This is a genomic window from Lysobacter sp. Soil_C_15 (assembly GCF_057657315.1).
The window spans coordinates 33,083-59,064 of record NZ_JBDGIR010000003.1 but is presented as its reverse complement, the minus strand read 5'-3'; the positions used below and the strand labels follow the sequence as shown (position 1 = coordinate 59,064).

24 protein-coding genes are annotated in these 25,982 nt (G+C 71.3%); 6 read left to right on the top strand and 18 right to left on the bottom strand.

Features of this window, described 5'->3' with window-relative positions; genetic code table 11:
• Positions 1-57: 57 nt before the first annotated feature.
• Complete coding sequence (locus tag AC3A57_RS08205) at positions 58-1,548, bottom strand: hypothetical protein (protein WP_487578463.1); 1,491 nt, start codon at positions 1,546-1,548, stop codon at positions 58-60.
• A 244-nt stretch (positions 1,549-1,792) separates the two neighbouring features.
• Here AC3A57_RS08205 and AC3A57_RS08200 point away from each other — a divergent pair, with 244 nt between their 5' ends.
• On the top strand, positions 1,793-1,981 hold the full coding sequence (locus tag AC3A57_RS08200) for a hypothetical protein (RefSeq protein WP_221673061.1): 189 nt from the start codon (positions 1,793-1,795) through the stop codon (positions 1,979-1,981).
• 14 nt (positions 1,982-1,995) lie between these two features.
• Here AC3A57_RS08200 and AC3A57_RS08195 read toward each other — a convergent pair whose 3' ends face one another.
• The 4 genes from AC3A57_RS08195 to AC3A57_RS08180 form a co-directional block, all read right to left on the bottom strand.
• Entirely contained in the window at positions 1,996-2,616 is a 621-nt protein-coding gene (locus AC3A57_RS08195) for a rhomboid family intramembrane serine protease (RefSeq protein ID WP_336132032.1), read from the bottom strand.
• Positions 2,617-2,653: 37 nt separating this feature from the next.
• Complete coding sequence (locus AC3A57_RS08190; protein WP_487578462.1) at positions 2,654-4,282, bottom strand: POT-type proton-dependent oligopeptide transporter; 1,629 nt, start codon at positions 4,280-4,282, stop codon at positions 2,654-2,656.
• Between the two features lie 152 nt (positions 4,283-4,434).
• On the bottom strand, positions 4,435-5,145 hold the full coding sequence (locus AC3A57_RS08185; protein ID WP_487578461.1) for a hypothetical protein: 711 nt from the start codon (positions 5,143-5,145) through the stop codon (positions 4,435-4,437).
• Entirely contained in the window at positions 5,136-5,762 is a 627-nt protein-coding gene (locus AC3A57_RS08180; RefSeq protein WP_487578460.1) for a glutathione S-transferase family protein, read from the bottom strand. The genes AC3A57_RS08185 and AC3A57_RS08180 overlap by 10 nt, the downstream gene beginning before the upstream one ends.
• Positions 5,763-5,964: 202 nt before the next feature.
• Between AC3A57_RS08180 and AC3A57_RS08175 the strand changes: the two genes are divergently transcribed.
• The 4 genes from AC3A57_RS08175 (at position 5,965) to AC3A57_RS08160 (ending at position 11,119) form a co-directional block, all read left to right on the top strand.
• Positions 5,965-7,749, top strand: a complete 1,785-nt coding sequence (locus tag AC3A57_RS08175; protein ID WP_487578459.1) for a M14 family metallopeptidase — start codon at positions 5,965-5,967, stop codon at positions 7,747-7,749.
• 216 nt (positions 7,750-7,965) lie between these two features.
• Complete coding sequence (locus tag AC3A57_RS08170; RefSeq protein WP_487578458.1) at positions 7,966-8,361, top strand: hypothetical protein; 396 nt, start codon at positions 7,966-7,968, stop codon at positions 8,359-8,361.
• On the top strand, positions 8,358-9,323 hold the full coding sequence (locus AC3A57_RS08165; RefSeq protein ID WP_487578457.1) for an endonuclease/exonuclease/phosphatase family protein: 966 nt from the start codon (positions 8,358-8,360) through the stop codon (positions 9,321-9,323). Before AC3A57_RS08170 ends, AC3A57_RS08165 begins: the two co-directional genes overlap by 4 nt.
• 428 nt (positions 9,324-9,751) lie before the next feature.
• Positions 9,752-11,119 (top strand): esterase-like activity of phytase family protein, encoded by a 1,368-nt coding sequence (locus AC3A57_RS08160; RefSeq protein ID WP_487578456.1) that lies wholly within the window; start codon positions 9,752-9,754, stop codon positions 11,117-11,119.
• A gap of 488 nt (positions 11,120-11,607) precedes the next feature.
• Here AC3A57_RS08160 and AC3A57_RS08155 read toward each other — a convergent pair whose 3' ends face one another.
• The 11 genes from AC3A57_RS08155 to AC3A57_RS08105 form a co-directional block, all read right to left on the bottom strand.
• Positions 11,608-12,213 carry a YdeI/OmpD-associated family protein gene (locus AC3A57_RS08155; RefSeq protein WP_487578455.1) on the bottom strand — a complete coding sequence of 202 codons (606 nt, stop codon included), beginning with the start codon at positions 12,211-12,213 and terminating at the stop codon, positions 11,608-11,610.
• A gap of 251 nt (positions 12,214-12,464) precedes the next feature.
• Positions 12,465-13,052 carry an RNA 2',3'-cyclic phosphodiesterase gene (gene thpR, locus AC3A57_RS08150; protein WP_487578454.1) on the bottom strand — a complete coding sequence of 196 codons (588 nt, stop codon included), beginning with the start codon at positions 13,050-13,052 and terminating at the stop codon, positions 12,465-12,467.
• Positions 13,053-13,105: 53 nt separating this feature from the next.
• Entirely contained in the window at positions 13,106-14,263 is a 1,158-nt protein-coding gene (locus tag AC3A57_RS08145) for a hypothetical protein (protein ID WP_487578453.1), read from the bottom strand.
• Positions 14,264-14,300: 37 nt separating this feature from the next.
• Positions 14,301-15,098 carry an AraC family transcriptional regulator gene (locus tag AC3A57_RS08140; protein ID WP_487578452.1) on the bottom strand — a complete coding sequence of 266 codons (798 nt, stop codon included), beginning with the start codon at positions 15,096-15,098 and terminating at the stop codon, positions 14,301-14,303.
• On the bottom strand, positions 15,095-15,712 hold the full coding sequence (locus AC3A57_RS08135) for an SRPBCC family protein (RefSeq protein ID WP_487578451.1): 618 nt from the start codon (positions 15,710-15,712) through the stop codon (positions 15,095-15,097). Before AC3A57_RS08135 ends, AC3A57_RS08140 begins: the two co-directional genes overlap by 4 nt.
• Positions 15,713-15,815: 103 nt before the next feature.
• Positions 15,816-17,699 carry an ATP-binding cassette domain-containing protein gene (locus AC3A57_RS08130; RefSeq protein ID WP_487578450.1) on the bottom strand — a complete coding sequence of 628 codons (1,884 nt, stop codon included), beginning with the start codon at positions 17,697-17,699 and terminating at the stop codon, positions 15,816-15,818.
• A 459-nt stretch (positions 17,700-18,158) separates the two neighbouring features.
• Complete coding sequence (locus AC3A57_RS08125) at positions 18,159-19,037, bottom strand: GNAT family N-acetyltransferase (protein ID WP_487578449.1); 879 nt, start codon at positions 19,035-19,037, stop codon at positions 18,159-18,161.
• Between the two features lie 103 nt (positions 19,038-19,140).
• Entirely contained in the window at positions 19,141-20,703 is a 1,563-nt protein-coding gene (locus AC3A57_RS08120) for a protein adenylyltransferase SelO (RefSeq protein ID WP_487578448.1), read from the bottom strand.
• A 90-nt stretch (positions 20,704-20,793) separates the two neighbouring features.
• Positions 20,794-21,471 carry a glutathione S-transferase gene (locus AC3A57_RS08115; RefSeq protein WP_487578447.1) on the bottom strand — a complete coding sequence of 226 codons (678 nt, stop codon included), beginning with the start codon at positions 21,469-21,471 and terminating at the stop codon, positions 20,794-20,796.
• 52 nt (positions 21,472-21,523) lie between these two features.
• Positions 21,524-22,519, bottom strand: coding sequence for a nucleotidyl transferase AbiEii/AbiGii toxin family protein (locus tag AC3A57_RS08110; protein WP_487578446.1), 996 nt, complete (start codon positions 22,517-22,519; stop codon positions 21,524-21,526).
• Positions 22,479-23,150 carry a hypothetical protein gene (locus tag AC3A57_RS08105; protein WP_487578445.1) on the bottom strand — a complete coding sequence of 224 codons (672 nt, stop codon included), beginning with the start codon at positions 23,148-23,150 and terminating at the stop codon, positions 22,479-22,481. The genes AC3A57_RS08110 and AC3A57_RS08105 overlap by 41 nt, the downstream gene beginning before the upstream one ends.
• Before the next feature lie 191 nt (positions 23,151-23,341).
• Here AC3A57_RS08105 and AC3A57_RS08100 point away from each other — a divergent pair, with 191 nt between their 5' ends.
• Positions 23,342-23,812 (top strand): YaiI/YqxD family protein, encoded by a 471-nt coding sequence (locus tag AC3A57_RS08100; RefSeq protein WP_487578444.1) that lies wholly within the window; start codon positions 23,342-23,344, stop codon positions 23,810-23,812.
• Positions 23,813-23,818: 6 nt separating this feature from the next.
• Here the strand turns inward: AC3A57_RS08100 and AC3A57_RS08095 are convergent, their stop codons facing one another.
• Together AC3A57_RS08095 and AC3A57_RS08090 are read right to left on the bottom strand one after the other, a co-directional pair.
• Positions 23,819-25,081 (bottom strand): MFS transporter, encoded by a 1,263-nt coding sequence (locus AC3A57_RS08095; RefSeq protein ID WP_487578443.1) that lies wholly within the window; start codon positions 25,079-25,081, stop codon positions 23,819-23,821.
• Positions 25,082-25,164: 83 nt separating this feature from the next.
• Positions 25,165-25,947, bottom strand: coding sequence for a DeoR/GlpR family DNA-binding transcription regulator (locus AC3A57_RS08090; RefSeq protein WP_487578442.1), 783 nt, complete (start codon positions 25,945-25,947; stop codon positions 25,165-25,167).
• Positions 25,948-25,982: the final 35 nt, after the last annotated feature.

Here is a 25,982-nt window from a genome sequence, read left to right as displayed (position 1 = left end):
ATCCTCGTGCGGTGACGACGGCACCGGAGCCGCGCGAGGCGGCCCCGGCGTCGGTGCTCAGCGGTTGTCGCGCTTGCCCTGGTTGTGGCGGTCCTGGGTGCTGACCGAGCCCTGGATCGCCTGCATCCGGCTTTCGCCGGCGTGCAGTTCGTTGGCCTTGTCGGCTGCCGCGCCCGACTGCGGGCCCGGTGCCGGCACGTGGCCGTGGCCAGGATCCAACTGCTGCCAGGGCTGCGCTTCGCGCGCCTGGTCCTGCTTGGCTTCGAGCAACTGGCGGGTATTGGCCAGGGCCTGCTCGGGGGTGATCCGCGACGGCGCGGCGTCCTCGTCGGCGTCCTCGACCGCCTCCGCCTCGTCCTCGCGCACCTGCGCCTCGGCGGTTTCGGCTTCCACCGCGGCGGCCTCGTCGTCGCTGCGCGCGGCCGACTCGGCGGCGCCCTGCGCGATCAGCGAACCGGCGCCGCGGTCGGCGGCCGGCTCATGTCGCGCCGGCTGCAAGCCCGGCGCGGCCGCTTCGGCCTCGATCGCGGCGACCAGCGGTGCGGCGGCCGGTGCGGCGCCGACCACGGGCTTGACCGCGCGCGGCTTGCGCGCCGGCTTGGGCTTGGCCGCGGCTTCGACTGCGTCCGGGGCTTGCGCCGCCGGCGCGAGCGCGGTTTCGGCGCGCTTGCGCGGCGCCGGCTGCGGCTTGGACGGCCGAGCCTCGGCCGCCGGCTTGGACGGCGTGCGCTTGGCGGCCTTCGCCGGCTCCGGCTGGCGGGTGATCGCCGGCATCGCGGGCTGGGGCTTGATCGCCGCCGGCGCGGCCGCGGCGCGTTGCGGCGCCGGCTTGCGCGCAGCGGGCGTCCGCTCCGGCTTGGCGCTCGCCCGCTTGACCGCCGGCGGGTTCAGCGCCGCCGGCTTGGCGACCGGCGGGCGGGCTGCGGGCTTTTTCGCCGCGACCTGCGCGGACGCAGGCCGCTGGGCCGCAAGTTTCTTGGTGGCCGGCTGTTTGGCCCCGCTCTTGTTGACCGGCGTCTTGCGGGAAGCGGTCTTGCTGGGGGCGGTCTTGCTAGGAGCGGCTTTCTTGGAAGCGAGCTGCTTGGGAGCGGCCTGCTTGCGCACGACCGGTTTCTTCGCAGCGGCTTTTTTGGCCGTCGCCCTCTTGCTCGCGGTCTTCTTGGCCGCGGCCGCCCGGGTCGCCTGCTTCGCCGCAGCGCCGCGCTTGGCCGCGGGCTTCCTGGCCGTGGTCTTCTTCGCCGTCGCGGCCTTCTTGGCCACGGCCTTCTTGGCTACGGCTTTCTTGGTCGCAACCTTCTTGGTCGCGACCTTCTTGATCGTAGTCTTCTTGCCAGCAATCTTCTTGCCAGCAAGCTTTTTGCTCGTGGCCTTCTTGGCTGCGGCTTTCTTGGCCGCCGGCCTGGAAGCCGTCTTGCCGGTCGCCGCCTTCTTGGCCGCGCCCTGGGGTGTCGCCTTCTTGACCGTCGCGCGCGCGGTCTTGCCGGCGCTCTTCTTCACGGCCTTGCTGGCGGTGGTCTTGGCCGGTTTGCCGGCCTTCTTGGTCGCCATGCCTCGCTCCTGTCGAGTTTTGCTGGTTTGACGGCCGCCCCCCAGGCCGCAACCGTGTGGTAGCACGGCCGACCTTCAAGGCGGGTGAGCGGGCGTGAGACTCGCCACGTCGCGTCACGCGGCTGATCCTGCCCGGCTCGGATTGACCCGGTGCGTCACTTTAGAGGCCGAAAAAGCCCCTTACGCGCTGGCACGAAATGTGCGTGAATTGTGACCGGGGACACACTGAACAAAGGGGTTTGCCATGCGATTCATCGCTGCGTCCGCGCCCGACGCCCACGCCGAGGCCGTGATCACCCGCGCCTACGAACTGGCCCGCAACGGCGAGCTCGACCAGGCCGAACTGAGCCGGCTGGATGCCGAAATCCAGGCCGGCCTGCGCGAGTCGTACGGCGATCCCGCGATCGTTGCCGGCAACGCCCTGGCGGCCTGAACGGCCGCCTCGCCTCAACCGCCGAAAAAGCTCGGCAGGCTCGGGCTGGCCAGGCGCTGCAAGAAGATCAGGCCGATCCGCGGCTCCATCAACAGCATGAACAGCACGCCGTAGATCGCGCCGGACAGATGCGCATTATGGTTGATGTTGCCGCGGCCGCGCTTGTCCATCCAGAACGAATAGACAACGTAGGCGACCGCATACGCGATCGCCGGAACTGGGATCACGAATACGATGATCCAGTTCCAGGGGTTGATCAGCACGTAGGCGAACAGCACCGCCGACACCGCGCCGGAGGCGCCGAGGCTGACGTAGCCGTTGTCGCGGCGATGGCGCAGGTAGCTGGGCAGGATCGCCACCACTATCGCCGACAGATAGAACAGCACGAATCCGGCCTGACCGATGGTCTGGGCGAACACCTGCTCGATCACGCCGCCGAAGAAATACAGCGTGATCATGTTGAACAGCAGGTGGGTCCAATCGGCGTGGACGAAGCCGTGGGTCAGCAGCCGATCGTACTGGTGGAAACGCTCCACCCCCGGCGGCCACAGCACCAGCCGCTCGAAGATGCGCTTCTTCTCGAACGCCTGCCACGACACCAGGGCGGTCACGGCGATCAGGATCAGGGTCAGCATCGGCTCGGAGTCTCGTAGGGAACGGCCGCGGCGCCGGTCAGGCGCTGCGGTAGTGGTCCTGCATCGGGTAACTGCGCGCGTACAAGGCGAACGCCGCCGCGGCGACGAAGGCGAAGCCGGCGAAGAAGAACATCAGGAAAGCGTTCTCGCTCAGCCCGGTGGCGGCGATGTGCGAGGTCACCGCCTCGTTGCGCACCGCGGCGTTGGTCAGCATCACCCACAGGTTGCCGAAGGTGCTGGTCAGGTACCAAAGGGCCATGATCACGCCCTTCATCGACTGCGGCGACTGGCTGTAGGCGAACTCCAGCGCGGTCGCCGACACCAGCACTTCGCCGAAGGTCAGCAACACGTAGGGAAGGATCTGCCATGCCAGCGACATGGGGTGGCCGGCGTCCATATACAACTGGATCGAAGCGGCGACGATCCAGGACAGGCCCGAGACCGCGATGCCGAAGCCCATCCGCCGCAGCGGGGTCGGGTTGATCCCGATCTTGCGCAGCGCCGGGTACAGCACCAGGTTGTTGAACGGGATCAGCAGCATCACCAGCAGCGGGTTGATCGCCTGCATCTGCGAGGCGGCGGCCTTGGCCCCGCCCTCGCCCGAGATCAGCCAGCTCGGCCACCACCACAGCTCGGTCGGCACCACCATGCGCTGGCCCTGCAGCACCCAGGTCGAGGCCTTCTGGTCGAACAGCGACCAGAACGGGGTGACGAAGGCGAACACGATCAGGATCCGCAGCACCGCGCGCACCCCGTCCACCGCCGCGTCCGGATGCTGGCCGCGGGCGCGCTCGAGCTGCAGCGAAATGCCGTAGCCGCCGAAGCCGATCAGCAGGCCCAGCGCCATGCAGGCGCTCTTGACGAAGCCCAGGCTCGGGATCAGCGCCAGCGCGCCGGCCGCCAGGGCCACGCCGACCGCGGCCACCGCCACGCCCGGGTTGCCCTGCCCGGCGATCTTGCTGCGCAGCGCGGTGCGGGCGACGTTGAAGAACGAATCCGGGTCCGGCGCGCTGCGGGTCGGCGGCACCATGACGTAGCGCTTGCGGCCCAGCCAGAAGATGAAGGTGGCCAGGAACATCAGCGCGCCGGGGATGCCGAACGCCACCGAGGGGCCGTATTCGCGCAGGAAGATCGGCATCAGCAGCGAGGCGAACAGCGAGCCGAAGTTGATCGTCCAGTAGAACGCATCGAACACCAGCTTGGCCTTGTGCTTGTTGCTCTGGTCGAACTGGTCGCCGCAGAAGGACACCACCAGCGGTTTGATGCCGCCGGCGCCGAAGGCGATCAGGAACAGGCCGGTGAAGAAGCCGGTCTGGTTGTGCTCGAACAGCGCCAGGCAGGCGTGGCCGGCGCAGTAGACCAGCGAGAACCAGATGACGGTGTTGTACTTGCCGAAGTAGCGGTCGGCCAGCCAGCCGCCCAGCAGCGGGAAGAAATAGGTGCCGATCATGAACGTGTGGAACACGTCCTTGGCCATCCGCTCGCGCTCGGCCAGGTCGCCGGTCGAGGCCATCAGCAAGGTCCCGACCAGGAACGCGGTCAGGATGTTGCGCATGCCGTAGAAACTGAAGCGCTCGGCCGCCTCGTTGCCGATGATGAAGGCGATCTGGCGGGGCATCTTGCCCTGCGAATCGGCGCTGACGGGGGCGGTGGCGGCTTGGCTCATCTACGGCGTTCCTCGGCGGTCGGGTCGCGCATTCCGTCGCGTGGCCGGGCCGCGATGGCGGCCGGGCAGTCCAGCCCCACAGCCTAACCGATCGGCCCCGCCGGCGGTTCCCGCAGTGCGGCGGACCGCGCCGTTCAGCCTCGCCGCGCCGCTCAGATCGTCGGTTCGCCGATCTCCAGCTCGTACTCGAAATTCTGGATCATCCCGCCGAAATCGGGGTCGGCGGCGTTGCCGTAGTTCGCCCCCACCACCAACCGGTGCCGGCCCGGCGCCAGCGGCGGCAGCACAAGCCAGTAGCCGTCGGCGGCGGCGCGCACCGGACCCTCCGGTTCGCGCTGGGAATCGCGCGCGGCGAACGGATCGAAGCAGCGCGAGATCAGCCGTGCCGGCCGCTCCAGCGCGCGGCCGTCGAGCAGGACCACCGCGCTGAGCAGCGCGTCGTTGTTGAGCGCCGCCTCGGCCTTGACCTGGGCGCAGCTCATCGCATTGCGCCCGCGGCGCGGGGCGTGGAAGTACATGTTGATCGCCGGCACCAGCAGGTGGCGCCCGGCCGGGACCCGGCAACGCCGCTTGGCGTCGAAGCCGCCGTCGGTGCCGGCCAGGAACCAGACCGGCCCGTCCGCGTTCTGGCCCTGCGCGCACTGCGCGCCGCTGCGGTCGCGGTAGGGTTCCTGCCCGGCCGGGAACGCATGCACCCAGCGCCACCAGCGCACCGTCCATTCGGCCGCGGCGACGCCGTCGACCGCGGCCACGGACGCCGGCGCCTGGCCGGCGGCAGGCGCGGCCGCAGTCGCCGCTCCGGCGGCCGGCAGCCACGCGGCCAAGGCCGCGACCAGCGCGGCCGACGCCAGCCTCAGGCCCATTCGCTCAGCCCTTCGCGCTCGTAGAGGGTCTTGAACGACGGCCGCGCCTTCATCCGCCGCGCGTACTCGGCCAGGTGCGGCCAGTCGTGCGCCGGCCTGGGCAGGTTGCGGGTCCAGCGCATCAGCATGGTCAGGTAGAAGTCGGCTACGCTCAGGCGCTCGCCGAGCAGATAGGGGCCGCGCTGGGCCAGTTGCGCGTCGAAGCGCTCGCAGGCGGCCTCGATCCGGGCCTGGGCGCCGGCGCGCACCGCCGCGTCGTCGGCCTGCAGGTCCCACGGGTACCACCACAGCCGCGCCGGCGCCTGCAGGGTGCTGACCAGGTTGAACATCCACTGCGCGTACTCGGCACGCTGCGGATCGTCCAGGGCCGGAGCGAAGCCGGCCTGCGGATGGCGGTCGGCCAGGTACATCGCCAGCGCCGCGGCCTCGTAGTGCGGGCGGCCGTCGACGATCAGGGTCGGGACCAAGCCGTTGGGGTTCAGCGCCAGATATTCGGCGCTCTTCTGTTCGCGCGCCTGGATGTCGACCCGGCGCAGTTCGTGTTCCAGGCCCAGCTCGATCAGCAACCAGTGCACGACCAGGCTGGCAGCGCCCGGAGTGTAGTAAAGCGCGTACATGCGGCGTTCTCGCGGCGGCAGGGCGCGACAGTCTACGTCGCGCCGGTGCCGCCGCGCGCGTCCCCAGTCGCGACGGGCGCGCGATTGCTGCCAAAACGCTGGCAGCAGGCGCCGGTTTCCGGCGCCGATCGGCCCTTTCGGGCCAATCGGCGGCACCCGCACTTCGCTACCATGCTCGGCGATTCCGGGGAGAACCGATCCGATGCCACGCACCGTTGCCCGCACCGCCCTGCTGTCCGCCCTGTTCGCCGCCGTCCCCTTCGCCTCCGCAGCGCCCGCAGCGGCGCCGCTGACCACCGTCGCCGAGCGCAGCGGCTTCCTCAAGACCGGCCGCTACGACGAAGTGATCGCGCTGTGCGCGGCCTACGCCGAGCGCTATCCGGACGCGGTGCGCTGCATCGACTTCGGCGCCACCCCCGAGGGCCGGCCGATGAAGGCGCTGGTGGCGACCCGCAGCGGCGCGTTCTCGCCCGCGCAGGCCAAGGCGCAAGGCCTGCCGGTGAGCCTGATCCAGGGCGGCATCCACTCCGGCGAGATCGACGGCAAGGACGCCGGCTTCCTGGCCCTGCGCCAGATCCTCGACGGCCAGGCCGCCAAGGGCGCGCTGGACAAGCAGGTGCTGGTGTTCGTGCCGGTGTTCAACATCGATGGCCACGAGCGCTTCGGCCGCTGGAACCGGCCGAACCAGCGCGGTCCGGAAGAGATGGGCTGGCGCACCACGGCGCAGAACTACAACCTCAACCGCGACTACCTCAAGGCGGACTCGGCCGAGATGCAGGCCATGCTCAAGCTGATCGAAGCCTGGGACCCGCTGGTCTACGTCGATCTGCACGTCACCGACGGCGCCAAGTTCGAGCACGACGTATCGATCCAGGTCGAGCCGGTGCACGCCGGCGACGCGCCGCTGCGCCAGGCCGGCCTGGCCCTGCGCGACGGCGTCATCGCCCGCCTGGCCAAGCAGGGGTCGCTGCCGCTGGCGTTCTACCCCTCCTTCGTCGAGAACGACAACCCGGCCTCGGGTTTCGAGGACGGCGTGCCGCCGCCGCGTTTCTCGCACGGCTACTACTTCCTGCGCAACCGACTGGGCATGCTGGTCGAGACCCATTCCTGGAAGGACTATCCGACCCGGGTCCGGATCACCCGCAACACCATCGTCGACGTGCTCGAGCTGGTCGCCCGCGACGGCGCCGGCTGGCGCCGCGAGGCCGACGCCGCCGACCGCCGCGCCGAAGCGCTGGGCGGCCAGACCGTGGCCCTGGACTACAAGGCCGGCGACGCGGTGCGCACGGTCGATTTCCGCGGCTACGTCTACACCCGCACGCCGTCGGAAGTGTCCGGCGCGCTGATGACCCGCTACGACGAAACCAAACCGCAGGTCTGGAAGCTGCCGCTCAAGTACGACATCCAGCCCGCGCGCAGCGTGACCGCGCCGCGCGGCGGCTACCTGGTGCCGGCCGCGCACGCGGCCTGGGTCGCGGCGCGGCTGGACCGCCACGGCATCGGCTACCGCCGTCTCGACGCCGCGCTGAGCCAGGCGCCGGTGGCCGCGTTCCGCGCCGGCAAGGCCGAGTTCGCCGCGCAATCGGTCGAAGGCCACCAGCGCAACACGCTGGGCGGCGAATGGACTTCGGAAACCCAGGACCTGGCCGCCGGCGCCCTGTTCGTGCCGATCGCCCAGCCCAAGGCGCGCGTGGTCATGGCCGTGCTGGAGCCGCAGGCGCCGGACTCGCTCGCGGCCTGGGGCGAGTTCAACAACGCCTTCGAACGCAAGGAGTACATGGAGGACTACGTCGCCGAGGAGGTCGCGCGCGAGATGCTGGCGCGCGATCCGCAGCTCAAGGCCGAGTTCGAGCGCAAGCTGCGCGACGAGCCCGAGTTCGCCAAGAGCCCGCAGGCGCGGCTGGAGTTCTTCTACCGTCGCCACTCGGCCTGGGACGCGCGCTACAACCTCTACCCGGTGCTGCGCACCGAGCACGTGCCGCGCTGAGCCGTATCCTGCGGTTCCCCCCTGTGAAAAAGGGGGCCAGGGGGATTTGCTTTTCCGCTCCTTGCATAAGCGCCGAGCGAAGCTCCCGCCGCACACGGCGGCGTTGAGCCTCGCCGCTTCGACGGTCGCGGCTTACGCCGCTCCTACAGGCGGTGCGGCGCGGCCGCGTTCACGCGGCCGAGGCTATGCTCGCTGCGCCCCGGATCGGAGACCGACATGCTGTCGCGCATCGCGTTCGCCCTGCTCGCCGCCGCCGTACTCGCCGCCTGCCAGGGCGCGACGCCGCAAAACCGCCCCGCGCCGCCGACCGTCCTGCCCGGGCTGCGCGCGGTCGGCAACGAACCGGGCTGGCTGGTCGAAGTCGGCCCCGGCGAAACCCCGGCGATGCGCCTGACTCTCGACTACGGCGAACGCAAGCTCGACGTCGCCGCCGCGACCCGGATCGGCGACGAAGGCTATCGGGGCACCGCCGCCGACGGCACCGCGGTCGAACTGCGCTACCGGCGCGAGGCCTGCAGCGACGGCATGAGCGAACGCGACTATCCGGCCAGCGTGACCTTGCAGGTCGGCGCGCGAGCCTACCGCGGCTGCGCGGAGTTTCCGGCGCGATGAACGCTCTGCGCTCGAATCCCCTCCCGGTCGCTCCGCGGCCGCGGCCCGGTTTCGCCGCGCGCCCCGCCGCCGTCGGCATCGGCGCGCGTCTGCGCCGCGCCGCAACCCGCCTGCTGGCCGCCGCCGCGCTGTCGGCGACGTTCGTCTTCGCTGCCTGCGCCGCGACCGACACCGCGGCGCCGTCTCCTGCCGCAACGCACGCGGCCGCCCGCACCGCACCAACGATCCGCGTCCTCAGCCTCAACCTGTGGCACGACAAGGGCGACTGGCCGCGCCGCCGCGCCCTGATCGTCGACGAAGTCCGCCGCCTGCGCCCCGACGTGATCGCCCTGCAGGAAGTGCTGCAGCGCGAGGGCCTGCGCAATCAGGCCGAAGACCTGGGCGCGGCCCTGGGCTACCGGGTCCAGTTCGTCTCGGTCGATCCGCCGCAAGCGGCTCGCCGCTACGGCAACGCCCTGCTGACCCGGGCGCGCAGCCGCGCCCAGGACCAGCGCAAGCTGGAGCCGCTGGACGACTACCGCACCGCGGCGCATGCGCAGCTGCCCCTGGGTCGCGCCGGCGAAGTCGCGGTTTACGCCACCCACCTGCACAACGACCGCGGCGGCGGCGCGATCCGCGCCCGCCAGGTCGCCAGCCTGCTCGATTTCGTCGACGCGACCCGCGGCGACGGCCGGGTGCTGATCGCCGGCGACTTCAACAGCGACGCCGATTCGCCGGAGCTGCAGGCGCTGCGCGCTCGCTATCGCGACGCCTACGGCTTCGCCCACCCGCAGGCCGGCGCCGATCCGGCCGCGCACACCACGCTCAACCCGGCCTATCTGCCGGCGCAACGCATCGACCACGTGTTCTACGACCCCCAGCGTTTCGAACTGGTCGAGGCCAGGATCGTCCTCGACCGCAGCCGCGACGGGATCTGGGCATCGGATCATTTCGGCATGCTGGCGGTATTGCGGCTGCGCTGAGCGCGGGACGCGGCTTCGAGGGATGGCGTCGGCGGCACCGATGCTGCGGTTTCCCCGGCGGGGCCTGCGTGGCGCCCGTTTCTGCGAAGGCTCCGGGCTTCGATCGTTGACGCAAGCCTTGAGAACTCTGCGCGTTCCGTGGTCGCGGCTTACGCCGCTCCTACAGGCGATGGGTCCTGGCTTCGATCGTTGATGCAAGCCTTGAGGACTCTGCGCGTTCCGTGGTCGCGGCTTGCGCCGCTCCTACAGGGCCATAGGACAAAGACGCGGCTAGATTGAACGATGGCGGTCGCGGCTTATGACCAAAGGAAATCCCGGTGGGACGCCGCTCCTACAGGGGTTTATCGCCGCGTTCGGGACGGACCGTCATCGCGCTGACATCTGCCCGTTCCAGCATGACCGGCTCCCCCTGTCCGCTGGAGCCTCGCATGATCCGTTCCGCCCTCGCCGCCGCCGTGCTGCTCGCCTGCGCCCTGCCCGCCTCCGCCGCGTCCTGGTCGCTGCGCAACGTGGTCGAGACCCCGGCGACGACCCGCGATGCGGTGCGCTTGCCGCCGGGCACTCCGGATCAGGCCAATCTCAATCGCTTCGGCTTCTATTCCGACCTCAGCTACAACCCGCGCGACGGCTACTGGTATGCATTGTCCGACCGCGGCCCCGGCGGCGGAGTGATCGACTACGCCACCCGGGTCCAGCGTTTGCGCATCCCCTACGACCGCCGCAGCGGCCGGATCGGCCAGCCGGTGGTCGACAAGACCATCCTGTTCAGCGCGCGCGGCCGCGACAGCCTCAACGGCCTCAACCCGCAGCTGCTCAACGGCGACGCCTCCAAGCTCGGCCTGAGCTTCGATCCGGAAGGCTTCGCCGTCGGCCGCAACGGCCACTTCTACGTCGCCGACGAGTACGGCCCCAGCCTGTACGAGTTCGCGCCCAACGGCCGCCTGCTGCGCGCGTTCGAGATCCCGGACAACCTGCGCCCGCGCAACGCCCAGGACGCGCTGGAGTACGTCGGCGACCGCAAAAGCGTGGTCGCCGGGCGCCAGGACAACCGCGGTTTCGAGGGCCTGACCCTCAACGCCTCGGGCACCAAGCTCTATGCGGTGATGCAGGACCCGCTGGTGCAGGAAGGCGCCGGCAACGACGGCCGCCGCAGCCGCAACGTGCGCATCGTCGAGTTCGACCTGCGCCGCGGCCGCGCCGGAGCGCAGTACGTGTACCGGCTGGAGCCGATCGAGGCGCTGAACGCGATCGACCCCTCGACCCAGGACGATTTCTCCGCCACCCACCAGGGCCGCAGCATCGGCCTGAGCGCGATCCACGCCCTCAGCGACCAGGACTTCCTGGTGCTGGAGCGCGACAACCGCGGCCTCGGCGTCGAAGTCACCGCCGCGCCGTTGCACAAGCGCGTGTACCGGATCTCGTTGCGCGGGGCCAGCGATGTGTCGCAGCGTTCGCTGGCCGGCAGCAACGAACTGCCGGCGGGCGTGCGTGCGGTCGACAAGGCGCCGGAAGTCGATCTGCTCGCGGCGCTGCGCGGCGCCGGCGCGCGCGACATCCCGGAGAAGCTGGAGGGCCTCGCGATCGGCCCGCGCCTGCGCGACGGGCGCCACCTGGTGCTGGTCGGTAGCGACAACGACTACAGCGTCACCCAGACCGGCGCCGGCGAGCAGTTCGAAGTCTGCGTCGACCGCATCGGCGGCGGCCGCACCCAGGTGCCGCTGGACGCCGCCTGCCCGACCGGCACTGCGCGCATCCCAGGCACGCTGATAGCGTTCGCGGTGGATTTCCGCCGCTGATTCGCCACGCAGGCGCCGAAGAGCAAATCCCCCGGCGCCGCCGGATCTGGGCATCCCATCGTTGCGCAGGCGCCAGCCCCCTTTTCCAAAGGGGGCCAACCAACGCGCCTTCGCGAATCGGCATAAGCCAGGGCCAGCGCTCTCTCAGCTCGCCGCACAACGCTTGTCCGATTCCCGATTCCCCCCGACCGGCGCCGCGCGCATCCCGGGCACCCTGATCGCGTTCGCGGTGGATTTCCGCCGCTGATCCGGCGGCGGCGGCGCAGAGCAAATCCCCCGGCGCCGCTTCCCCTGCGCGTCCCATCGTCGCGCGAGGCGCCAGCCCCCTTTTTCAAAGGGGGCTAATCGACACGCCTTCGCCATTGGAACAGGCCAAGAACAGGGCCGTCCCACTCGCGCTCACGCTCTTCCCTCGCCCCTTCCTGCGCCCCCACACTCGAGTCCCGAGTCCCCAGTCCCGCATCTCCGAGTGCCGTTCCAACCGTTCCCTACTTCACATACTTCCAGTTCCGCACCTTGCCTTGCGCCATCCACTCCACCGCCTGCGCCAGGCGGGATTGGCGGGTGGCCTCGCGCTTGGCCTCTTCGATCCATTCCACGTACTCGCGCTGCTGGCTCGGCGCAAAGGCTTGGTAGGTGGCGCGGGCCTTGGCGTTCTTGCCCAGGGCCGCGGCTAGGTCGTCGGGGGTCCGCACCGGCGGCTTGGGCTGCGCGGTCTTGGTCGTCGGCCGGGTCGCGCCGGATTCGATCAGCGCCATCGCCTGCTTGACCAGCCCGGTGAACTCGCGCTTGCCCGGCAGATCGGCGAGCCGGGTCAGGCGGCCGAACTGGCCCATCGCGTCGCTGTCGCCGGCGCGTTCGGCGCCGACCACTTGCGCGCCGTGCCAGAAGCCGAAGCTCGCGTGCTGCTTGAACGCGGCCATGGCGCACAGGATCTTGCCGCGGTAGACGAAACTGGGCATGCCCCATTTCACAGTCTCTTCGACCTCGGGACAGGCTGCACGCACGGCGGTGCGCAAGTGTTCTAGGATCGGCCGCGCGAACGGCGCGGCCTGGGCGATGTAGGCGTCGATGCGCGGATCGGCGGCGGCCATGACCATGCCCTCTCGGCGGCGAGGCCCCATTCTGCGCCGGCCCGGCGTCCGGCAGCCAGCGCCGCCATCCAGGCGCCGGCTCGTGCCGGGCCCGGTTTTCGCCGGACAGCGGCGGCCCACCGGGTTTCCTTCAAGCCGCGGCTGCGTTGTTCCGGTCTCGCGCCGCGATCACGGCCGACCCGGTCGACGCACCGGCGCCGACCGACGAACTCCGCCGAGACGGGGTCGGGCCACGGCGACGCCCGCCGTCCCTATCCGCGCAACGGCCACTGCCCCAGAACGGTGTAAGCGTTGCGCGATCCCAGTTGACTGTGGATCAACGCGAACTCGCTCACCGGCCAGTCGATGGCTCCGATCGCGATCGGCGGATGCAACGCCGCGGCGGCGTCGCGGACCACGGTGACGTGCGGCACCAGCTGCGATCCGGATTCGACGCGCAGCCCCTGCTTGGCCAGGGCCACGCCCAGGCGCTGCCACAGATGCTGCAGGCCGTCCGGCAGGCGCTCGCAGCCCAGCCACCATGGAATCGAGCGATTGCGGAAGCTGCCGGCGCGGTCCAGGCGCAGCGCGAAGGCCGGCGTGTCGACGCTCGCCGCCGCGGCGCGCGCGGCGTCGGCACGCTCGCTCTGGAACCGGTGAGCGTCGCCGAGGAACTGCAGGGTCAGGTGGTAACGGTGCGCGCCGATCGCGCGGCCGCCGCTGCGCTGTTCCTGCTCCAGCCGCGCCGTCGCGGCGGCGATGCGCTCGCGGGTGGCCGCATCGGGCAGCAGGGCGAAGAACAGCCGATGGACATCGGCGGGCGCGGCCGGAGCCGCGCCGAACAAGGAGTCTTGATGCATGCCGCCAGTGTAACGCCGGCCGTTGCGGCGGCCGGCATACGGTCCGCACTCGATCAGCGCGCCGGCGCGGCTTGCGGAGAGGCGGTCGCCTGGACCGGATCCGGCGCCTTGGCCGCATCGGCGTCGGCGGCTTCGCGCCGGCGGGTGTCCTCGGCCAAGACTTCGGCCGCAGCGCGCCGCACCGCGCCGGGATCGGCGGTGCGCAGGTCGGCGTCCGCCGCCAGGCCCATCCGCACCGCGACATCGGCCAGCACGCGCTTGTTCGAATACGGGTGCGGGTGATCGGGGTTGTCGTCGCGGCTGCGATAGAACTTGCCCAGCAGGACGTCGCGGGTCTGGTCGGCCTGCGCCAGTTCGACCAGCTTGGCCCGGTACTCCAACTGCCAGGACGGCATGTCCGGCCAACGCTGCTGATCGGCGTAGTGCTGCGATTCGTGGCCGAGCAAGCTCACCCGGTAGTCCTCGCCCTGCAGATCGCCGTAGTTGGAACGCACCGCGAACACGCCTTCGGCGTTGGCCCAGCCGCCGGCGCCGCCGGTGCCGCAATTGCCGTAGTGGATCCAGCCGCGGCTGATCCAGTCGTCCATCAGGAACACCCGCACCGGCTGCCGCGCGCCGCCCGGCAGGTCGACCACGTAGTCGCGCTGCTCCTGGCCCCGCCACAGCAGCAGGTCGTACAGCGGCGGCGTGCGGCCGAGCTGCGCGTGCAGGCCGCGCTTGCCCAGTTCGGCGTCGATGCGCTCGTTCAAGGCGTCGAACGCGTCCTCGCCCTCCGCCGGCGGCGCTTCGCCGAGCAGGCCGGCCAGTTCGGCCCTGAGTTGCTTCTCGGCCGCGGGCCGGGCGGCGACGTCGCGCAGCGACCGCCACCAGTAGCGCTGGTAGCTGGCCAGCAACGCGCGCACCATCGGATCGTCGAGGCCGCCGGCCGGCTCGACCGGCGCCGGCGCGCTGCTGCGATCGTGGCGTTCGAGCATGCAGCCGCGGAATGCGGCGTCCTTGGCGCTGAACTGCTCCAAGGGCGCGGCTTTCAACGCCGCCAGCGCGGACGGCATGTCGGCGCGCAGCGTGTCGCCCTTGGCCTGGTTCACCGCCTGCGCGGCTTGCGGACCGCTGTCGGCGGGCGTGGCGGCGGCGGTGGCGGCAACGGCTGCGCCGGCGGTCGTCGCCGCCAGGCCCAGCGCGCACAGGGTGGACAGCAGGGTCGGTTTCATCGTCGGACTCCGGTTGCGCCGCGGCGCGTTGGGGCCATTAGGCCGCCTGCGCCGGGACCGGGTCTTGTACGCACTTGATCTGCCGGCGCAGCAGCGCCGGGGTGCAACCGGCGTGGGCGACCACGATCCGGTGCAGATGGCTCTGGTCGGCGAAGCCCGCGGTCGCGGCGACGTCGGCCAGCGGCAGATCGGTGGCCAACAGTTGCAGCGCGCGGCGCCAACGCAGTTCGCGGCGCAGCGCGCGCGGCGGCATGCCGTAGCTGCGGCTCAACGCGCGGCTGGCGTGCTCGGCCGAGACCCCGAGCCGGCCGGCGAGCGCGCCGATCTCTTCTTCGCTGTCGGCCATGCCGCGCAGCAGTTCGCCCTGCCAGTCCGGCAGCGCCAACCCCGCCTGCGGTACGGCGCAGGCCAGCAGCTCGGGCAGGCGCTGCGGGCAGCGCGCGAACACCTCCAGGGCGTCCTTGAGGTCGTGCACCCGCCAGGCGCTGGCGCCCAGGGCGGAGACGGCCATGTCCGGCCGGCGCATGCCCTGTCGATCGCCCCCCTGCCGGCCGGGTCCGGGCGAGGCGAGACGCGCAGGATCAAGACCGGATACGCCCAAACCCGGCAGATCCAGATTGATCGCCTGCGCGCCGAGCCGGCCGAAACGGTCGCCATGGGCGTGATAGGCAGGATGCAGCACCAGGGTGCCGGGCGTGCACGGCAGCGGGCCGTCGACGCTGGACTCGGTGTAATCGCCGTCCAGCACCAGCGCGGCGTAGGCCTGCCGGTGGCGGTGCGTCGCCAGGCTGGCGCCGCGCTCGTGACGGGTGCGGTAGGCGGCCGCCGAGCTCATCGCTGCGGATCGGGCGGGACCGCGCCATGGCCGGTTTCGTCGTCGGCCTTGGCGCGGGCCGGGCCGGCCGCCGAACGGCGCAGATAGTCGCCCAGCCCGCGCAGTTGCAGGCCCTGCACCCGATCGACCACGGCGACGAACTTGCTCAGATCCTCCGGCGTGTAGCCGCCGGCGCGATAGGTCATGACGATGCGGGTGCCGCCGTCGGCGGTCGCGGACAGCTTGAACTCCAGCGCTCCGTGCAGGCCCATGCCCTGCAGCGGGCCGAGTCCGCCGAGCAGGCGCAGGGTCTTGCCCGGGTCGACGAAGCTCACCGTCATGTGCAGGGCCTGACGCCGGCCGTCCCGGCCGATCTCGCAGAAGCAGCCGCCGGCGCGCGGCTGCAGCGACAGGCGCGAATCCTGGCCCCACCAGGTGTGGTCCTTCGGCCACCAACGGTCGATGTCCTCGACCAAGGCCGTCCACGCCGCGTCGGGCGCGACCGCTACCGTCTGCTCGTTCTCGACCGTGAACCCGTTCGCCGCCGCGTCCTTCACTGCGGCCGCGGCCGGGCCCCCGCCCAGGCCCAGGGCGAGCGCCATCGCCGCCACCGCTCGTGTGCCGATCCGCCGCATCGCCGCTCTCCCTCGCCGGCGACCGCCGGCGTTCGTTGCGCCGATTAGGAACCCGCGCCGGAGACCGGCGCAAGCGACGGAAGTCGGGGGTGGCGCGGCGCGCTCAGCCTTCCAGTTCGGCCCAGCGCGCGTAGGCGTGGTCGAGCTCGGCCTGGGTCTGGGCCAGGCTGGCGTTGTGGGCGTTGATCGCGGCGCTGTCGCGCTGGTAGAACGCGGCCTCGTTCATCTGCGCGGTGAGCTGGGCCAGGCGGGTTTCCAGTTCCTCGATCCGCAGCGGCAACTGCTCCAGCTCGCGCGCGTCCTTGTAGCTGAGCTTGCGCTTGTTCGCCGCCGGCGCCGCGGCCGCAGCCGCCGCTTCGACCTTGGCGGCGGCCGGTTTCGCGCCCGCTGCGGCCTGCGCGGACGGCTGCGCGCGCTGGCGCAGCCAGTCGCTGTAGCCGCCGACGTACTCGCCGACCCGTCCCGCGCCTTCCATGACCAGGGTCGAGGTGACCACGTTGTCGAGGAAATCGCGGTCGTGGCTGACCAGCAGCAAGGTGCCGGGGTAGTCGCCGAGCAGTTCTTCCAGCAGTTCCAGGGTCTCGACGTCGAGGTCGTTGGTCGGTTCGTCCATCACCAGCAGGTTGGACGGCTGGGCGAACAGCTTGGCCAGCAGCAGGCGGTTGCGCTCGCCGCCGGACAAGCGGGTGATCGGCGCGCGCGCGCGTTCGGGAGTGAACAGGAAATCCTGCAGGTAGCCGATCACGTGCTTGCTCTTGCCGCCGACCTCGACGTACTCGCGGCCTTCGGCGACGTTCTCGATCGCGTTCCAGTCTTCGCGCAGGGTCGCGCGGTACTGGTCGAAATAGGCGATCTGCAGCTTGCTGCCCTCGCGCACCTCGCCCGTGCCGGGGCTCAGCTCGCCGAGCAGGATCTTCAGCAAGGTGGTCTTGCCGCTGCCGTTGGGGCCGATCAGGCCGATCCGGTCGCCGCGGAACACCGTGGTCGAGAACCCGCTCAGCATCGGCTGGCCGCCGTAGCCGAAGTTCACGTCCTTGGCTTCGATCACCTTGCGTCCGGAGGCTTCGGACTGGGCGAACTCCATGCGCACGTTGCCGACCGCATCGCGGCGCGCGGCGCGCTCGTTGCGCATCGCCTTGAGCCGGCGCACCCGGCCTTCGTCGCGGGTGCGGCGGGCCTTGATGCCCTGGCGGATCCAGACTTCTTCCTGGGCCAGCAGCTTGTCGAAGCGCGCGTTCTCCTGCGCCTCGGCGTTGAGCCGTTCCTCGCGCCGGCGCAGGTAGTTGTCCCAGTCGCCCGGCCAGCTGGTGACCTGGCCGCGGTCGATCTCGACGATCCGGGTCGCCAGCGCGCGCAGGAAGCGGCGGTCGTGGGTGACGAACAGCAAGGCGCCCTGCCAGGACTTGAGGAACTGCTCCAGCCAGTCGATCGCCTCGATGTCGAGATGGTTGGTCGGTTCGTCCAGCAGCAGCAGGTCCGGCGCCGAGACCAGCGCGCGCGCCAGCAGCACGCGCCGCTTCATCCCGCCGGACAGGCCGGTGAACGCGGCCTCGCCGTCCAGGCCGAGCCGGGTCAGGGTTTCGGTCACCCGCTGGTCCAGGGCCCAGCCCTGGGCGTCCTCGATCTTGGCCTGGACCTTGGCCACCGCATCGGCGTCGTAGACCTCGGCATGGCTGAGATGGTGGTACTCGGCCAGCCAGGCGCCGAGTTCGCCGAGGCCGTCGGCGACCACGTCGAACACGCTGCCGGTCGCGCCGGCCGGCACTTCCTGCTCCAGCCGCGCCACTCGCGCGCCGTTCTCGCGCCGCACTTCGCCGTCGTCGGGCTGCAGCTCGCCGGCCAGCAGCTTCATCAGCGTGGACTTGCCGGCGCCGTTGCGGCCGATCAGGGCGATGCGTTCGCCGGGTTCGATGGCCAACTCGACGTTTTCGAGCAGGAGCGGGCCGCCGACGCTGTAGTCGACGTTCTGGACGGTAATCAGGGGCATCCGCCCATTCTACCGGGCGCGGCGCCCGCGGCGGCGTCCCGGCCCGCACGCGGCGCCGGCCGGGCGCATACTCGGCGCAGGCGCTCGGCATCCGCCGCACCGCGCCGCCACCGAGGGAGGATCCGCGATGAGCAAGGGCATGGACCGCAAGAAAGAGACCAAGAAGAAGCCGGCCAAGACCATGAAGGAAAAGCGCGCCGAGAAGAACGAGAAGAAGGCCGCCAAGCCGTTCGCACCGGCTTGAAGGCGCGGCTTGCAGGGACCGGCCTGCCTGCCGATCCGAACCAGTTCGATCCGAACCAGTTCGATCCGAACCAGTTCGATTCGAACCAGTTGGGCCTGGACATGCCGGTATGAACCAGGCCGGTATGAACCAGGCCGGTCTGGACCAGGCAGGCCTTTACACCCCGCTTGGAGCGCCCCGGCCGGAGCCCCCGGGCCCGAACCGGGCCGGCGCGCTCAGGTCCGCGCCAGCAGCGGAAAACGGTGCGCGGGCAGCGCCGCAAGGTCGAGCCCGCGCACGAACAGGTGGGCGTCGTCCTCGATCGCCGTCGCCGCGGCCTGCGCCCAGCCGCGCGGCGGGCCGAAGCCGAAGCTCACGGTGTGCACCGGCGCGTCGATCAATCGCGGCAAGGCCGCGGCCAGGTCGAAGCGGTCCGGAGCGGCTGCGAACACGTCCTGGATCGTCAGCACCCCGTCTTCGGCCTGGGCGAACACCAGGGTGTCGCGATCGAGCCGGCGCAAAGGCGCGGCGTAGCCGTTGGCCGCGTACCAGGTCGCGATGCGGCCGTAGTCGCGGGCGGCGAAGGTCCCGGCCGACGGCGCCGCAACCGCCGCCAGGCGCAGGAAATCGGCTCGGTCCGCCGGCTCGGCCAGGTCCAGCCGCGGCGCCGGTTCGGCGCCGGGGCGCAGCTCGGCCCGGGTTTCGAACCGCCATTGCGGCGCCGCCGCGAAGCCGAAGCGCGGGTAGAACTCCGCCACCGTCGGATTGGCGAACAACAGTACCGGGGCGCTGCCGCAGGCTGCCAGCGCCGCTTGCATCGCGCGCCGCGCCAGTCCCTGCCCGCGGCAACCCGGCAGGCAGCCGACCGCGCCGAGCTGGAAGCCCTCGACTTCCTCGCCGTCGACCCACAGACGCATGCGCGACACCGCCGCGTTGGCGACCACGCGCTCGCCGTCGAACAGGCAGAACGCGCGATAGCTCTCGCTCCACTGCTCCCATTCGCACCAGCGGCGGAAATCGGCCTGGGTGAAGACCCGGGCGACGTAGTCGCAATAGGCCGGGTGCAAGGCGGCGTCGGCAGGCCCGAGAACGTGCAGGCGGATGACGGAATTCATCCGCCGATTTTGCGCGGACCCAGGTCCGAAAAACGTCGTCCTGCCTGTGCCGGATGCGCGCTTGCGTCGCTGGGCAGGCGGCGGCGCGGCCGCGGAAACCGGGTCAGGAACTGCACGACAGCATCGAACAGCCGGCGCGGTCGCGCGCCCAGTCCGGACGCTTGGCCGCGAACGCCTCGCGTCCGGGCTGGTCCTGATACGGCCGCCGCATCACCTCCAGCAGTTCGTGCACGCCGCCCAGGTCGCCCTGCTCGGCGCGGTCGATCGCCTGCTGGGCCAGATAATTGCGCAGCACATAGCGCGGATTGGCCGCGTGCATGCGCGCACGCCGATGCGCAGCGGGCAGCGCGTCGGCGCGGGACCGGCTGGCGTAGTCGGCCAGCCAGGCCTGCAAGGCCGGCGCGCCGGCGGCGGCCTTGTCGGAATCGTAGGCGGCATCGGCCAACGGCGACGGATCGGGCGCTTCGGCCTCGACGTCCACCTCGGCCAGGGCGCGGAAGAAGATCGTCATGTCGATCTCGTGCGCCTGCAGCCATTCGCGCAGGCGCTGCATGCGCTCGATGTCGCCGTCCGCGCACTCGCGCAGGCCCAGCTTGGCGGCGATCGCCTCGGCCTCGACTGCGTTGTAGGTGTCGACATACCGGCGCAGGCCGTCCTGCAGCGCCTCGACCGGGATCAGCAACGACAAGGCCCCGGCCAGACGGCTCAGATTCCAGTACGCCACCTGCGGTTGCTGGCCGTAACGGTAACGGCCGCGGCCGGCATCGGTGGTGTTCGGCGTCCAGTCCGGGTCGTAGGCGTCGATCCAGCCGTAAGGACCGTAATCGATGGTCAGGCCCAGCACCGAGAGATTGTCGGTGTTCATCACCCCGTGCACGAAGCCGACCCGCATCCAGTGCGCCATCAACACCGCGGTGCGCGCGCAGACCTCGCCGAACCAGGCCGCGTAGCGCGCCTGGTCGTCGCCCTGCAGGTGGGGAAAATCGCGGCGGATGCAGAAATCCAGCAGTTGCTTCAGCAGCCCGCTCTCGCCGCGCGAAGCCGGCAGTTCGAAATTGCCGAAGCGGATGAACGAAGGCGCGACCCGGCACACGATCGCGCCCGGCTCGGCCTGCGGACGGCCGTCGTAGAACATGTCGCGGACCACCGCCTCGCCGGTGCCGACCAGGCTCAGCGCGCGCGTGGTCGGCACGCCCAGGTGATGCATGGCCTCGCTGCACAGGAACTCGCGGATCGACGAGCGCAACACCGCGCGGCCGTCGGCGCTGCGCGAGTACGGGGTCGGCCCGGCGCCCTTGAGCTGCAGCTCCCAACGTTCGCCGCCCGCGGTGACCGCCTCGCCGAGGCTGATCGCACGGCCGTCGCCGAGCTGGCCGGCCCAATGGCCGAACTGATGGCCTCCATAGTTGGCCGCGTAAGGTTCCATTCCGGGCAGCAAGGCGTTGCCGGCGAACACCGCGGCGAACTCGGGGCTGACCAGATCTTCGGCGGAAAAGCCCAGCGTCGCCGCCATTTCGGCCGAATGCGCCAGCAGCCGCGGCGCCGCGACCGGGGTCGGCGACACCCGCGAATACGCCGCGCCATGGACCTGGCGCACGCCGGGTGCTTGCACGGGGTCGCCGGGCAGTTCGCGGACGAAGGCATTGTCGAAGCGCAGCGCGAGCATGGCGGAACCGGTTTGGGATGAGCCTTCAAGATGGGTGTCGGCCGGCGCGAATCCAAGCCGCGCGGCGGCTTGCCCGCTTCGGCGGCGAACTCAACTCAGCAGCGAATACGGCCCGCCCTGCTCCAGCGCCCGCTGATAGGCCGGCCGGGCGCGGATGCGTTCGACGAAGGCCTGCATCTTCGGCCGCTGGCCGCCAGCGCGGGCGGCCGCGGCCTCGACCGGGAAGCTCATCTGGATGTCGGCGGCGGTGAAGCGTTCGCCGGCGAACCATGCGTGCCGGCCCAGCTCGCTTTCGATATAGCCCAGGTGCAGCGCCAGCTGCGGCCCGACGAAGGCCGACAGGGCCTTGTCGGCGATGCCGCGCGCGACCGGCCTGGCGAAGAACGGCATCGGCGCCGACTTCAGCCGCGCGAACACCAGGCTCAGCAGCAGGGGCGGCATCGCCGAGCCCTCGGCGTAGTGCATCCAGTAGCGGTAGCGGCGGCGCTCCTCGCCGTCCAGCGGCTGCGCCGGCGGCGACACCCGGTGCTCGCGGTCGTAGCGCTCGCACAGGGTCTCGATGATCGCCGCCGACTCGGCCAGCACCTGTCCGTCCAACTCCACCACCGGCGACTTGCCCAGCGGATGCACCGCCCGCAGCTCGGCCGGCGCCAGCAGGGTCTTGGGATCGCGCTGGTAGCGCACGACCTGGTACGGCAGCTCCAGTTCCTCCAGCAGCCACAGCACGCGCTGGGAACGGGAATTGTTGAGGTGGTGGACCTTGATCATGGCCGGCGCCGTGGAGGGGTTGGCCGCATGGTACGCGGACGACAGCGACGGCTCAGCTGCGGCCGGCGGTCAGCTGGGCGGCCAGGCGCCGCTTCCAGTGCTCCAGGTCGCCTTCCACCCAGGGATACTCGGCGCGGAAATTGGCCCAGTCGATCCGCCAATCGGCGATCTCCGGCAGCGCGTCTTCGCCCCAGGCGCGGTAGTCCGGATTGCTGCGGATCGCGTCCACGAACAACCGCAATGGCATGTTGCAGCGTTCGGCCAGCAGCACCGCATCGTAAAGATCCTTGCCCTGCGGCCACATGTCGGTCTGCAGCCACACCAGCTTCCAGGCCAGCGACAGTTCGGCCGAAGCGCCCAACAGGCACACCGGTTCGCCCTCGGTCAAAGGAATCTCGACCGGCACCGGCGGTTGCGGCAAGGCCTCGTTGAACACGAAGTCGAACTGCGCCTGGCCTTCTGGCAAGCCGTCCAGCGACCAGACGATGGTCATGCGCCGGCCTTCGGCCCGCTCGTAGGTCCAGATGTCGTCGTGGGCGATCCGGTCGAAGTGGATGCGCACCGGGCCGACCGTACGACGCTGGGTCAGCAGGGCCGCCAGTTCCTGCAGCATCGCGCGCGCGGCCGGCTCGTCGGCCTTGAGTTCGGCCGGCAGCACCACCCAGTCGATATCGCCGGGAGCGCGCGCGCGTTCGCCCAGATAGGCATGCAACAGCACGCTGCCGCGCAGCACCAGCCGGTCGCGCCAGGGCGATTCGGCGATGAGACGCAGCATTTGCGCCTGCACCGAGGCGCGTGCGGCATACCAGCGGCGCCGGTCCTCTGCGTTGGCGAAGCTCGGATCGCCGGTGCGGAAGGCGTCGGTGTGGTGCTTGAGCGCCGGATCGAACAGGTCCGGACGCCCTCCTCCGCTGAGCTGGGTGCTGGCCGGGTAGCGGATCTCGCGCGGCGGCCCCGGCGGCGCACAGGCCGGGCCCGAGGCGGCAACCTGCGCCGGTTGCGGACCTCTATCGCGTCCGCCGAGCCAGCGGGTCAGTCGTTGCCACATCGATCCAGCCATCGTCCACCGCCAGGTTGTCGTCGTACACCACGTATTCGGTTTCCACGCCCGCGCGAGGCAAGCGCAGTCCATCCAGCCTCGCCAGCAGCGCGTCCAGTTCCGCGCGAGCGCGCTGCGAACCGCCGTGGCTGCGCTGGGTGACGAAACGTTCGTCCACTCCGTCCGAGCGCCGGCGCAAGGCGTTGCGCGACAGATGCGCGCCGTGGCCGCGCACCGCTTCGGCCAGTGCCGCCAGGTCCGCATCGACGCTCAGCAACAGCTTGATATGGCTTTCGAAATAGCGCCCGGGCGTCGCATCCGCATCGTCCTGCGGCACGCCGCTATTGGCGGGCGCGGCCTCGATCTTGGTCCTCACCGGCGTCAGCCCGGCCGCACGCAGTTGCCTTGCCACCTCCGCGGCGGCGGCGAGCTGTTGTGCGAGAACGCCGCGGCCGCGCCAGCTCAGCATGGGCTGGGCCGGCCGCACGCCACGCGCCAGTTCGATATGCAGGCACTTCAGTCCGCGCGCCTCGGCGAAACGCCGCAACGCGCCGTCGCGGTCGGCGGCGACGGTCAGATGGGTTTCGAACTCGCCCGCGAACCCGGGCCCGGCGCGATCCGATGCGGCGGCGATGTCCATCGGCGGAGTGTCCGGGCGCAACCGAGCGGTCCTTGCGGCAGCCGAGAATAGCAGCGCCGCGGCGAATTCCGTCCCCCGTCCCGATCCGACGGACGGGCCGCATCGACGCGCCCATGACCTCGCCGTCCTGTCCCACATGACGCAGACCACGCCCCGCCGCACAATGCACACCGCCTCCCCGCCCGTCCGCCATGACCGAAACGCCCGCCACGCCGCAAATCTGGGTCGACGCCGACGCCTGCCCCGGCCCGATCAAGGAGATCCTGTTCCGCGCCGCGGACCGGGCCCGGATCCCGCTGACCCTGGTCGCCAACCAATGGCTGCGCACCCCGCCTTCGCCGTACATCCGCGCGATCCAGGTGCCGGGCGGGCTGGACGTGGCCGACAACGAGATCGTGCAGCGCCTGGGCGCCGGCGACCTGGTGGTGACCCAGGACATTCCGCTGGCCTCGCTGGCGCTGGAGAAAGGCGCGGTGGCCTTGAACCCGCGCGGCGATCTGTACACCCGCGACAACATCGCCGAACGCCTGTCGGTGCGCAATTTCATGGAAGAGCTGCGCGGCGCCGGGATTCAGACCGGCGGCCCGGCCGCGTTCCATGCCCGCGACCGCCAGGCCTTCGCCGCGCAACTGGACCGCTGGCTGGCGCGGCGTCCGCGCTGAGCGGGCTCAGTCGGCGCGGGCGATGCGCGCGCTGGCCGCCACCGCGACCAGGCCCAGGCCGAGCAGGCCGAACGCCAGCGGCAGGCTGCTGGCGCGAGCGATCGCGCCGATCGCCGCCGGGCCGGCGAGGATGCCGGCGTAGCCCAGGGTGCTGATCGCCGAGATCGCCGCGGCCGCCGGCATCGCGCGCTGCTGGCCGGCGGCGCTGAACAGGATCGGCACGATGTTCGAGCAGCCCAGGCCGACCAGGACGAAACCCAGCAGGGTCGCGAGCGGCGACGGCAGCGCGGCGGCGAGCAGGAAGCCGGCCGCGGCGCAGGCGCCGCCGATGGCCTGCACCCGGCGCGGGCCGAAACGCTGGACGATGCGGTCGCCGTTGAAGCGGCCGACGGTCATCGCCAGGGCGAACGCCGCATAGCCGATGCCGGCGGCGCTGGATTCGACCCCGCGCGCGGACACCAGCAACAGCGCGCTCCAGTCCAGCATCGCGCCTTCGGCCAGGAACACCACGAAGCACAGCGCGCCGATCAGCACCACCGCGCCGCGCGGCAGCACGAACATCGAGCCGCCGCTTTCCTCGCCGTAGCGCAGCAATCCCTGGCTGCCGGCCAGCAGCAGGATGGCCAGCGCGACCGCGGCCGCCAAGGCCGCGGTCGGCGGCGGCGCCTGCAGCCACAACAAGCCGCCGACCAGGCCGGCGCCGGCGATGCCGCCGACGCTGAAGAAGCCATGGAAACCGGACATCAGCGCGCGGCCGCTGGCTTTCTCGACGATCACCGCCTGGATGTTGATCGCCACGTCGATGGTGCCGATCGCCGCACCGAAGCCGAACAGGGCCAGGGCCAGGCTCGGCACCGTCGCGCAGTAGGCCAACAGCGGCAGGCAGGCGCAGACCGCGGCGCCGGCGAGCAGGATCAGCTTGCGGCAGCCATAGCGCGCGGCCAGCGCGCCGGTCAGCGGCATCGCCACGATCGAACCGGCGCCGAGCGCGAGCAGCAACAGGCCCAGGGTGCCTTCGTCGACGCCGGTGCGCGCCTTGGCGTAGGGCACCAGCGGCGCCCAGGCCGCCATCGCCACGCCGGCGACGAAGAAGGCGATGCGGGTCGACAGGCGTTCGCGCGCGCCGATCGCGGAGGAGGACGCTGCCGGCGCCGATGCGGCGTCCGTCGCGGCGGGCAAGGCGGCCCGCTCCTGCGCGGAGTGTTCCGGCGCGGCATCGTTGGGCGCGACGGACGAGGCGGAGATTTCGTTCGGGTCGAGCGGATTCATGGGCAGTCCCGGTTCGTCGGCGGCCGCGGGCCGCGTAAGCGCCTGGCGGCGGATGCGATACGCATCGGCGCCGAGGCTGTGGCTCATCGGCTCGGCGCGGCGCGCAGCACGCGCACGCCGCGGCGGGCGAAGGCCTCGGCCTGAGCGGGGTCGCCGCCGTGTTCGATCGCCAGCGCATGCAGCGCGTCGGCGGCCAGCACCGGGTACCGCGCGGCGGTGCCGAGCTTGTCGTCGGTGACCGCCGCCACCACCGCGCGGCTGGCCGCGGCGACCGCCTGCTTGAACTGCGCATCCTCGTAGTCCAGCGCGCTCACCCCGGCGTCGCCGTCGGCGCCGCACACGCCGAGGAAGTACAGATCGCTGCGCAGCGCCTCGGCGTCGCGGGTCGCGGCGCGGCCGAGACTGGCGCCGATGCGCGGGTCGACCCGGCCGCCGATCACGATCAACTGCAGGTCCTCGCGCTCGGCCAGGCGCGCGGCGATCGCCGGCGCATTGGTCGCCACGGTCAGGCGGTAGTCGGCCGGCAAGGCCTCGGCGATGGCCAGGTTGGTCGAGCCGGCATCCAGGAACAGCAGTTGGCCGGGTTCGATCAGAGCGATCGCGGCCCGCGCCAGGGCCGCCTTGCGCGCCGGCTCCAGGCCGCGGCGCCGGGCCAGCGGCCCATGGTCGGGCGACAGCGGCAGGGCGCCGCCGTAAACGCGCTGGCACATCCCGGCCGCCGCCATCTCGCGCAGGTCGCGGCGGATGGTGTCGTGGGAGACCTCGAGTTCGCGCGCCAGATCCACCGCGAGCACCCGGCCCTGGGCCAGCAGGCGTTCCAGGATCAAGCCTTGGCGCTGCTGCGGGAGCAGTTCTTCGACGGACATGGGCGACACTCATTTGTGCACGATTTGAATTAATT

Coding starts and splice junctions, on each gene's coding strand:
- AC3A57_RS08200 (WP_221673061.1), top strand. CDS start 1,793: ATGCGATTCATCGCTGCGTCCGCGCCCGACGCCCACGCCGAGGCCGTG.
- AC3A57_RS08185 (WP_487578461.1), bottom strand. CDS start 5,145: ATGGGCCTGAGGCTGGCGTCGGCCGCGCTGGTCGCGGCCTTGGCCGCG.
- AC3A57_RS08110 (WP_487578446.1), bottom strand. CDS start 22,519: ATGTGGCAACGACTGACCCGCTGGCTCGGCGGACGCGATAGAGGTCCG.
- AC3A57_RS08125 (WP_487578449.1), bottom strand. CDS start 19,037: ATGAATTCCGTCATCCGCCTGCACGTTCTCGGGCCTGCCGACGCCGCC.
- AC3A57_RS08130 (WP_487578450.1), bottom strand. CDS start 17,699: ATGCCCCTGATTACCGTCCAGAACGTCGACTACAGCGTCGGCGGCCCG.
- AC3A57_RS08195 (WP_336132032.1), bottom strand. CDS start 2,616: ATGCTGACCCTGATCCTGATCGCCGTGACCGCCCTGGTGTCGTGGCAG.
- AC3A57_RS08120 (WP_487578448.1), bottom strand. CDS start 20,703: ATGCTCGCGCTGCGCTTCGACAATGCCTTCGTCCGCGAACTGCCCGGC.
- AC3A57_RS08095 (WP_487578443.1), bottom strand. CDS start 25,081: ATGAATCCGCTCGACCCGAACGAAATCTCCGCCTCGTCCGTCGCGCCC.
- AC3A57_RS08115 (WP_487578447.1), bottom strand. CDS start 21,471: ATGATCAAGGTCCACCACCTCAACAATTCCCGTTCCCAGCGCGTGCTG.
- AC3A57_RS08090 (WP_487578442.1), bottom strand. CDS start 25,947: ATGTCCGTCGAAGAACTGCTCCCGCAGCAGCGCCAAGGCTTGATCCTG.
- AC3A57_RS08180 (WP_487578460.1), bottom strand. CDS start 5,762: ATGTACGCGCTTTACTACACTCCGGGCGCTGCCAGCCTGGTCGTGCAC.
- AC3A57_RS08145 (WP_487578453.1), bottom strand. CDS start 14,263: ATGAAACCGACCCTGCTGTCCACCCTGTGCGCGCTGGGCCTGGCGGCG.
- AC3A57_RS08100 (WP_487578444.1), top strand. CDS start 23,342: ATGACCGAAACGCCCGCCACGCCGCAAATCTGGGTCGACGCCGACGCC.
- AC3A57_RS08190 (WP_487578462.1), bottom strand. CDS start 4,282: ATGAGCCAAGCCGCCACCGCCCCCGTCAGCGCCGATTCGCAGGGCAAG.
- AC3A57_RS08165 (WP_487578457.1), top strand. CDS start 8,358: ATGAACGCTCTGCGCTCGAATCCCCTCCCGGTCGCTCCGCGGCCGCGG.
- AC3A57_RS08135 (WP_487578451.1), bottom strand. CDS start 15,712: ATGCGGCGGATCGGCACACGAGCGGTGGCGGCGATGGCGCTCGCCCTG.
- AC3A57_RS08170 (WP_487578458.1), top strand. CDS start 7,966: ATGCTGTCGCGCATCGCGTTCGCCCTGCTCGCCGCCGCCGTACTCGCC.
- thpR (WP_487578454.1), bottom strand. CDS start 13,052: ATGCATCAAGACTCCTTGTTCGGCGCGGCTCCGGCCGCGCCCGCCGAT.
- AC3A57_RS08175 (WP_487578459.1), top strand. CDS start 5,965: ATGCCACGCACCGTTGCCCGCACCGCCCTGCTGTCCGCCCTGTTCGCC.
- AC3A57_RS08155 (WP_487578455.1), bottom strand. CDS start 12,213: ATGGCCGCCGCCGATCCGCGCATCGACGCCTACATCGCCCAGGCCGCG.
- AC3A57_RS08105 (WP_487578445.1), bottom strand. CDS start 23,150: ATGGACATCGCCGCCGCATCGGATCGCGCCGGGCCCGGGTTCGCGGGC.
- AC3A57_RS08205 (WP_487578463.1), bottom strand. CDS start 1,548: ATGGCGACCAAGAAGGCCGGCAAACCGGCCAAGACCACCGCCAGCAAG.
- AC3A57_RS08140 (WP_487578452.1), bottom strand. CDS start 15,098: ATGAGCTCGGCGGCCGCCTACCGCACCCGTCACGAGCGCGGCGCCAGC.
- AC3A57_RS08160 (WP_487578456.1), top strand. CDS start 9,752: ATGATCCGTTCCGCCCTCGCCGCCGCCGTGCTGCTCGCCTGCGCCCTG.